The following is a 7,823-nucleotide window of genomic DNA, read 5'->3' on the forward strand; positions in this document are numbered from 1 at the left end:
GCGGCCGTGGTCGCGCGCAGCGCCGCCTCCGCCGCCGTCAGGTCCGGGCCGGCGGCCCGCCGGGCCGGGTCCGGTGCCGTGTTCCGCGCCGGGTCCGCTGTCGGGTTCGCCGCCGAGCCGGTTGCCGGGCTCGCTGACGAGTTCGATATGGACGCCCCACCCTCGGGCATGTGGCCCCTCCCTTTCCATGCCATCGGCTCCCTATGCTCTCAGCTCGTACGGAGTGCTCGGCGTCAACGGCGATGTCATGGGAGCGCTTCCACCGACATTCGTTCACGATGTGACGAACGACACGATCAGGGTGGGACAGATGACGGAGCAGAAGGTGCGCTGGGGGATCCTGGCGACCGGGGGGATCGCCGCGAGGTTCACCGCGGACCTGGCGGACGTGCCGGACGCGGAGGTCGTGGCGGTGGCGTCGCGGTCGGTGGAGCCGGCGAAGGCGTTCGCCGAGCGGTTCGGGATACCGCGGGCGTACGGCGACTGGGAGTCCTTGGCGCTCGACGAGGAGGTCGACGTCGTCTACGTCGCCACCCCGCACACGGCGCACCGCACGGCGGCCGGACTGATGCTGGAGTCCGGGCGGAACGTGCTGTGCGAGAAGCCGTTCACGCTGAACGCGCGGGAGGCGGAGGAGCTGGTCGCGCTGGCGCGGGGCAACGGGCGCTTCCTGATGGAGGCCATGTGGACGTACTGCCATCCGATGGTGCGGCGGCTGAAGGCGCTGGTCGACGACGGCGCGATCGGCGAGGTGCGCCACGTGCAGGCGGACTTCGGCCTCTCGGGGCCGTTCCCGGCGGCGCACCGGCTGCGGGACCCGGCGCTGGGCGGGGGCGCCCTGCTGGACCTGGGGGTGTACCCGGTGTCGTTCGCGCAGCTGCTGCTCGGGGAGCCGTCGGACGTCACGGCGCGGGCGATGCTCTCGGAGGAGGGCGTCGATCTCCAGACGGGAGCGCTGCTCTCGTGGGAGAGCGGTGCTCTCGCTTCGGTGCACTGTTCCATCGTGGGCGGTACGGCGACCTACGCCTCGATCACCGGTTCACAGGGCCGCATCGACATTCCGTCCGGCTTCTTCTTCCCGGACCGGTTCGTGCTGCACCGGGACGGCCGTGACGCCGAGGAGTTCACGGCCGACCCGGCCGACGGCCCCCGCGACAGCCTCCGGCACGAGGCCGTCGAGGTGATGCGGGCCCTGCGGGCCGGCGAGACCGAGTCCCCGCTGGTCCCGCTCGACGGCACCCTCGCCGTGATGCGGACCCTCGACGCGATCCGGGACCGCGTCGGCGTGCGCTACCCCGGCGAGACCCGCTGAGTGACACCCGCCCCCGGTGGCCGGGGTCCGGGCGGGCCGCCCGGACCCCGGCTCCCTCCCCTACGCTCCGGCCTCATGACTTCCAGGCAGCAGACGGACGGACGGACGAGGGTCGCCGTGGTCACCGGGGCGGGCTCCGGCATCGGGCGCGCGGTGGCGGTGGAGTTGGCGCGCGGGGGGTGGTCGGTGGCGCTGGCGGGGCGCCGCGAGGAGACGCTGGAGGGGACGGCGGCGCTGGCGGCGCGGGAGACAGGGAGCGGGCCGGGCGGCGGGCCGCTGGTCGTACGGACGGACGTGTCGCGTCCGCAGGACGTGGACGCCCTGTTCGCGGCCGTCGTCGAGCGCTTCGGCCGGGTGGACCTGCTGTTCAACAACGCGGGGACGTTCGGCCCCGGTGGGGTGCCGGTGGAGGAACTGCCGTACGAGGCCTGGCGGCACGTGGTGGACACCAACCTCAACGGGGCGTTCCTGTGCGCGCAGGCGGCGTACCGGCGGATGAAGGAGCAGAACCCCCGGGGCGGCCGGATCATCAACAACGGCTCGATCTCCGCGCACACGCCGCGCCCCCTCTCGGTCGCCTACACCGCGACCAAGCACGCGCTGACCGGCCTCACCAAGTCCCTCTCGCTGGACGGGCGGCCGTACCGGATCGCGGTGGGCCAGATCGACATCGGCAACGCGGCCACCGACATGACGGAGCGCATGGGGACCGGGGCGCTCCAGGCGAACGGGGAGACCGCCCCGGAACCGGTGATGGACGTCGCGGACGTGGCCCGTACGGTGCGGCACATGGCGGAGCTGCCGCTGGAGGCGAACGTGCAGTTCGCGACCGTACTGGCGACGACGATGCCGTACGTGGGCCGGGGCTGAGCCCTTCCGGCGAACGGACCCTGCACAAACGGAATTTCTAAGTCCGCACCATTGCGGCCGGTGGCGGACTTATGCTCAACTCTCCTCCACCAAAGCTTCACACTTGGAGCGGGTTTCTTCCGTAGGCCATGTCCAGGGGGGAGACGGCAGCCGTTCCACGCCACCGGGATGGGGGTGGACCCGCGCGGGACCGCGGGTACGCACCGGTGGGTGGAACGGCTGCCGTGTGAACCGTCCGGCGGCCGTCGCTCGGCGCCGGTGCCTGTCAGTGCCCTGTGCCAGGCTCGGCCCTCATGAGCGACCACCTGCCCCCGCCCTCCGACCTCCCGCCCTCCGATCTCTGGGACTCCATCGACGGCCTGTGCGGCTGGCTGGACGCGAACCGTCCGGTCGACGGCCGGGAGGGTCTGCTGCTGCGGATCCTCAAACTCTCCGAGGAGGTGGGCGAGGTCGCCGAGGCGGTGATCGGGGCGACCGGCCAGAACCCGCGCAAGGGCACCACGCACACCTGGGACGACGTCCAGTCGGAGCTGTGCGACGTCGCCGTCACGGCGCTGGTGGCCCTGCGCACCCTCACCCCCGACGCCCGTGAGGTCTTCGCCGGCCACCTGGCCCGGGTCACGCACCGCTCGCTCGGCGCCTGAAGCGGGGGCCCGGCGGGCCAGGCCCGGCAGATCCTGCCGGTGCGGCCGTCGCCGGGAGCGCGGACCCGCGACGGGTGACCGGTGCGGCGCGCGCCGCACCGGTCCGCTCCCCGGGGAACGGCTAGCAGGCTCCGAGGTCCTGCCAGACGCCCCACTCCCCCGTGGTGCCGGGTTCCTCGCCCGTCACCCACCACTTGGCGCGCCAGGTGCGGCCGTCGTGGGAGACGGTGCTCCCGCCGGTGTAGACGCTCGCGGCGTTCCAGACCGGCGCGGCGCAGTCGCCCGGTTCGCCGCCACCGCCACCTCCGCCGTCACCTCCGCCGTCGCCGCCACCGCCGCCGCCACCGCCGCCGATGTTGACGTCGACGCAGGCGTAGAAGGCGTTGGAGGTGTCGGCCACGTTCCAGACGGCGAGGACCTTCTGGCGGCCGGTGAAGCCGCCGAAGTTCACCTGGTGGGCGACGTCCGCGGCCGGCTGCGCGCCACGGCCGTCGAACTCGGCGATCTTCGTGTTGCCGATGAAGTACTGCCAGGTGTCGGTGGCGTGCCGGGCGGTGTGGTGCCAGTTGAAGGTGTGGCTCGTGCCGACCGGGGTGACGCGCCAGCCCTTGCTGTCGTCGTCGAGCTCGGCGAACTGGCTGTTGCCGCCGCTGCAACTGCGCAGGCCCTTCGGGCCCTCGACGCTCTGCGGCTCGTACGTGATCTGACCGCAGTCGACGACGCCCTCGGCGCACTGGTCCTGCCGGCTGCCGGGGTCGGTCACCCAGCCGTGGGCGTGGGCCGAGCCCGCCGGGAGGCTGACGGCGAGCAGGGGAGCGACCAGCGCTCCGATGGCGACCGCCACTCGCCTTTTCGTGCTCATGACATATCCCTTTCCTTCGGTGTACGTCGAGGCCGCCCGCGAGGGCGGCCCTGCCGTGGGCGCCGCCGCACGCGTCCCGCACCCCCGCCCGGCCGACGGCCTGACCGAGGCTGGGGTGAACGGAATAGAGGTCTAGACCTCAGCGACTAGGTCTAGACCATACCGATACACGGGGGACGGTCAAGGGTTCACACGAAGGGAATCGGCGGACGGGGCCGATCGGCTCAGTGGCCGCGCCGCACCGCATGCCGCGACCTAGCGTGAGGGTTTGTCACAGTATGCGTTCACCTCGGGAGGCTGAACATGCGGCACATACGCCGCCGCGGCCCGGCTCTGACCCTCATCAGCGGCTTGGCGGCCGGCTCGATGCTGTTGGCCACGAGTCAGGCAGCGGCCCTGGAAGACCGTGCCCGGCCGCACCGGCCGGCCGGGCACGCGAAGGAGCAGACGCGTCACGAGACCCACACCGTGGCGAGCGGAAACACCCTGTGGGAGATCGCCGACGACCATTACGGCGACGGGATGAAATGGTGGGTCCTCTTCGGGGCCAACGCCGAGACGATCGAGAGGACCGCCCGGGACCACGGGCACGACGGCAGCGGCACCGGCCACTGGATCTTCCCCGGAACCGAGCTGGCCGTCCCGGACCCCGCCGTGCTGAAGGCCGGCGAGAAGGCCGTCCGTGCGGCCCTGGAACACGTTCTGGACCGGCATCCGCAGCTGATCGGCGGTTCGCTCTGCCCCGGAGCGGAGGCACCCGAGGACATCGGTGACTGCCTCCTCGGGATGCTCGGCCAAGTACCCGTGCTGCTCGACCGGATCCCCCTGCTGCTCGACCAGGTCCCCCTGCTGCTGGAACACCTCGGCTTCCCGGAGGAGGTCTCCAGCGGTGCGCTCCTCGAACTCCTCGAACCGCTCGTCACCTGCGTCATGGAGGAGGAGGACCCGGTCGCCTGCCTGACGGAGGCGCTCGCGGATCCGCCCGCCCAGGGCTGACGGGCTTCGTCGGGTCACCTCCGGCGGGGTGACCCGACGGCCGGACACCGCGCCCGGGCGGGCTCCGTGGCCGTTCAGCCCTCGTGACCGGTGGCGCCGCGCAGGGCGTGCAGGAGCACGGGCAGGGACCTGCGGAACTCCCGCACCCAGTACGGCGGGTCGTGCGTGCCGGCGTAGAAGTGCGTCGTCACCGGGGTTCCGACGGACTCCAGGCGCGCGGCCAGGGCACGGGACTCCCGCTCCATGATCGTCTCGGTGGGTGAGACGACGTCGTCGGGGAACGGGTCGGACGGGTCCTCAAGGCCGGGAACCTCAGGGTCGGGCTGCGTGCCCGGCGGGTCGAGCACGCCCACCCTGCCGTCGCCACTGGAGAGGTACACGGGGGTGTCGCGCAGCCGGTCGGCCAGGTGGTACGGGTCGTGGGCCTCCCAGTTCAGGCGCTGGGCGACCGGGTCCCCCCACAGCGCCTTCCAGTCCAGGCCCAGGAAGGTCATCGCGGCCCGGACCGCGTGCGGATGCTGCAGGGGGTGGACGTAACCGCTGTAGCTCGCCACCGCCCGGAACAGCCCGGGGTGGCGGCCGGCGTAGGAGAGCCCGCCGAATCCGCCCTGCGACTCGCCCGCGGCCACGCGGCGGAGGCCGGCGCCGTAGTGGCGCTCCAGGAGGGGGCGCACCTCCCGGAGGTGGAAGGTCTCCACGGCGGGCGGGCCGCCCCGGCCGTCGTTGTACCAGTCGCTGTAGAAGCCGAACAGCGGCATCTCGGGCATCACCACGAGCACGTCCCGGAGTTCGGGCAGCTCCTGGAGTCGGGCGTCGTAGTCCTCCGTCCAGGCCTTGTGGTTGCCGTCACCGCCGACCAGGAGGTAGAGCACCGGCCAGCTCCGGCCCGGCCGCCGGTCCTCCCAGCCGTCCGGGGTCAGCAGCCGGACCTTCGCCGTGCGCCCCAGGGCGGGCGAGTCGACCGTGAGGTCGACCAGCCGCTCACCGACGTCCTCCTCGGCGACGACCCGGGCACCGTGGTGCGGCGCCGGGACATTCCCGCCGGCGTACGCCACGGAGCCCTCCGCGGGCAGGAGGAAACCCGCGATCACCAGGGGAAGCAGCAGTCGCAGCCGCAGCCGCGCAGAGCGCCAGGACATCCGACCTCCGTCACGTGGGGGACGTCAGCATTTTCACCCGTTCGAGCCGTGTGCGCACGGACGGTGATCCCGTGGCGCACCCGCCGTCGGCCGTTGCCCCTCGGGAGCGGGACTCCGGACGGGTGCGTGGACGGTCCTGGTCCCCTTCCGGAACGCGGTCCCGCCTCGGGTCGCCGGACGTGGCGGAGCCCGGGAGTCGTATCCAGCTCCCGGGCCCCTGGGGATGCCACCCAATTGCGCACGCCGGCGGCGTTTAAGAGGACGGATCAGTCATCATGCCGTCGTGTTCTTCCTTTGAACTACCGCGCCGTGCAAGAGGCGCAGGCGAGAGTCGAACTCGCATCCGACGGCGTTCGTCCGTCCCCGGTCGATCCGGCGATCGGCGGCGATGCTGAGACTGGAGCGAGAGTCTGAGATTGACCGCGGCTGCCTCTGCCATGTTGGGCCACCCCGGCCCGGTGTCGGGCTGTTGTGCCGGGGGAAGGACTCGAACCTTCACTGTCACCGCTTCTTCAGGCTGAACTTCAGTGTCAGCTTGCGCTCATCACGCGGACCGGTCCTCATTTCCGGCCCGCGCCGGTAGCGCACCCCCGCGCTCGCACGCGGGGGCGATCATGACGGCCACCTCGTCCGGCGTCAGCCGAACAGGTAGCCGAACACCGCGTCGCCGACCCGCTTGTCGGTGACCTCGGCGCCGTTGGCCTCCTCGCGGGCGAACTTCACGGCCTGCTGGAGCTTCTCGACCCGCTCCACCAGCTCGTTCACCCGCCGCGCGGGAAGCGCCCCGGAGAACTTCACGGTGGTCCAGTACCCGATGGGCACGTCCTCGTAGTACACCTCGACCTGCGCCGGGTGCTTCTCGGTCGCCTCCGCCTTGACGTGGTTGCGCGGGACCTTCTTCGTACGGATCGTGCGCACCGGGTCGGTCTTCCACCAGTCCGTGGACGGGTCGTGGGACCAGGACTCGGCGGCGTCGAGGGTGGGGAGCTTCTTGACGAAGGTGTGCAGGTCGGCGAGCTGCTTCTCCAGGAAGAGCAGGTAGCTGACCGGGACGTCGGCGACGATCGTCCGTCCGTCGACGGTGACGTCCGCGCGGGCCGCGCAGTTCGCCCAGTCCTTCGTCGCGGTCACGTCGAACAGCCGCGTCAGCGAGGCGGCCATCTCCCGCAGCACGTCCTCGCCCTGCACCTGCACCCGGGTCGACTCGGGCGGCAGTTGCTCGCCCTCCTCGTCCTTCGGCTGGTACGTACGCGAGATACCGGCCAGCAGCGCCGGCTTCTGCACCTTGTGGTGCGCCGCGGTGATGTCCTGGAGCGACTTGCTCTTGACACCCTTCTCGACAGCGATGATCTGGTTCAGCTTCGCCATGTCGCGTTCCCCCCTTCGAACGAGCAGGACCGTATCCCACCTGCTCGAACACCCGCACTCCTTTTATCGCCGCACCCCGCGGGCCGTCACGGCACGATCCGGGGGCGGAGCGCGCACTCCTGGTACGCCCCGGCGGTGGCCCTCCGCGCCCCGGGGCATCGCCCCGCGACCGCCGCCGACCCTTGACCTGCGCATCTGCCCCGGTAAGGGTGGTTCACGCGGTGTGCCGCACGTAGGGCACAGTGGAGCGGTACAACAACGGCGGCGACAGCACCCACGACGGGCGAGGGAGGCAGCGGGGTGACCGTCCAGCAGACCGGCGCGTCCCGGGCCCGGACCCGGACACCCCTCGCCCTGTGAATCCCTGAGAAGAGACGGGACATGACGTACGACTCCCTGGTCAACCGCGGAGACTACTTCTCGGCGCACTACCTCGCCGAGGTGCTGCCCAAGGATCTCAAGGCGGGGCTGCTGAACACCTGGAAGCAGCGCGAGGACGAGGCGAGGAGCCGGGCGGAGGCCGAGGCGCGGCGCGCCGCCGAGCCGGGCGGGGAGGCCGTCGCCGCCGGGGAGGGCGGTACCGGTCCGGAGCCGCTGCCCGTCACCCCCCGCACCGGCCTGCGGGACCTGCG

General features: G+C 72.0%; 8 protein-coding genes. 5 read left to right on the forward strand and 3 right to left on the reverse strand.

The genetic code is table 11. The features are described from left to right. Positions 1 to 310: 310 nt before the first annotated feature. From B7767_RS10420 to B7767_RS10430, 3 genes are all read left to right on the forward strand, one after another. A complete protein-coding gene (locus B7767_RS10420) occupies positions 311 to 1,312 on the forward strand; it encodes a Gfo/Idh/MocA family protein (RefSeq protein ID WP_085571954.1) in 1,002 nt (333 codons plus the stop codon). Between the two features lie 75 nt (positions 1,313 to 1,387). Then, positions 1,388 to 2,182 carry an SDR family oxidoreductase gene (locus tag B7767_RS10425; protein ID WP_085571948.1) on the forward strand — a complete coding sequence of 265 codons (795 nt, stop codon included), beginning with the start codon at positions 1,388 to 1,390 and terminating at the stop codon, positions 2,180 to 2,182. A gap of 293 nt (positions 2,183 to 2,475) precedes the next feature. Then, positions 2,476 to 2,826, forward strand: coding sequence for a MazG-like family protein (locus B7767_RS10430; protein WP_085571949.1), 351 nt, complete (start codon positions 2,476 to 2,478; stop codon positions 2,824 to 2,826). A 121-nt stretch (positions 2,827 to 2,947) separates the two neighbouring features. On the opposite strand, the gene B7767_RS10435 is transcribed toward B7767_RS10430, so the two are convergent. After that, on the reverse strand, positions 2,948 to 3,688 hold the full coding sequence (locus B7767_RS10435; protein ID WP_085571950.1) for a lytic polysaccharide monooxygenase: 741 nt from the start codon (positions 3,686 to 3,688) through the stop codon (positions 2,948 to 2,950). Positions 3,689 to 3,991: 303 nt separating this feature from the next. Between B7767_RS10435 and B7767_RS10440 the strand changes: the two genes are divergently transcribed. After that, the gene (locus B7767_RS10440; RefSeq protein ID WP_085571951.1) at positions 3,992 to 4,684 is read left to right on the forward strand and encodes a LysM peptidoglycan-binding domain-containing protein; all 693 of its coding nucleotides are present in this window, start codon (positions 3,992 to 3,994) and stop codon (positions 4,682 to 4,684) included. A gap of 74 nt (positions 4,685 to 4,758) precedes the next feature. Here the strand turns inward: B7767_RS10440 and B7767_RS10445 are convergent, their stop codons facing one another. Next, positions 4,759 to 5,823, reverse strand: a complete 1,065-nt coding sequence (locus tag B7767_RS10445) for an alpha/beta hydrolase family protein (protein ID WP_085571952.1) — start codon at positions 5,821 to 5,823, stop codon at positions 4,759 to 4,761. A 636-nt stretch (positions 5,824 to 6,459) separates the two neighbouring features. Then, a complete protein-coding gene (locus tag B7767_RS10450; protein WP_085571953.1) occupies positions 6,460 to 7,191 on the reverse strand; it encodes a hypothetical protein in 732 nt (243 codons plus the stop codon). 381 nt (positions 7,192 to 7,572) lie between these two features. On the opposite strand from B7767_RS10450, the gene B7767_RS10455 reads away from it, so the two are divergent. Beyond that, positions 7,573 to 7,823, forward strand: a 251-nt coding sequence (locus B7767_RS10455) for a hypothetical protein (RefSeq protein ID WP_143652330.1), incomplete at its 3' end; no start/stop codon positions are given.

The sequence above is a fragment of the Streptomyces sp. 13-12-16 genome, from assembly GCF_002114215.1.
GTDB lineage: Bacteria > Actinomycetota > Actinomycetes > Streptomycetales > Streptomycetaceae > Streptomyces.

Excerpts from the sequence above, each read along its gene's own strand:
- B7767_RS10420 (WP_085571954.1), top strand. The coding sequence starts at position 311 with ATGACGGAGCAGAAGGTGCGCTGGGGGATCCTGGCGACCGGGGGGATC.
- B7767_RS10425 (WP_085571948.1), top strand. The coding sequence starts at position 1,388 with ATGACTTCCAGGCAGCAGACGGACGGACGGACGAGGGTCGCCGTGGTC.
- B7767_RS10430 (WP_085571949.1), top strand. The coding sequence starts at position 2,476 with ATGAGCGACCACCTGCCCCCGCCCTCCGACCTCCCGCCCTCCGATCTC.
- B7767_RS10435 (WP_085571950.1), bottom strand. The coding sequence starts at position 3,688 with ATGAGCACGAAAAGGCGAGTGGCGGTCGCCATCGGAGCGCTGGTCGCT.
- B7767_RS10440 (WP_085571951.1), top strand. The coding sequence starts at position 3,992 with ATGCGGCACATACGCCGCCGCGGCCCGGCTCTGACCCTCATCAGCGGC.
- B7767_RS10445 (WP_085571952.1), bottom strand. The coding sequence starts at position 5,823 with ATGTCCTGGCGCTCTGCGCGGCTGCGGCTGCGACTGCTGCTTCCCCTG.
- B7767_RS10450 (WP_085571953.1), bottom strand. The coding sequence starts at position 7,191 with ATGGCGAAGCTGAACCAGATCATCGCTGTCGAGAAGGGTGTCAAGAGC.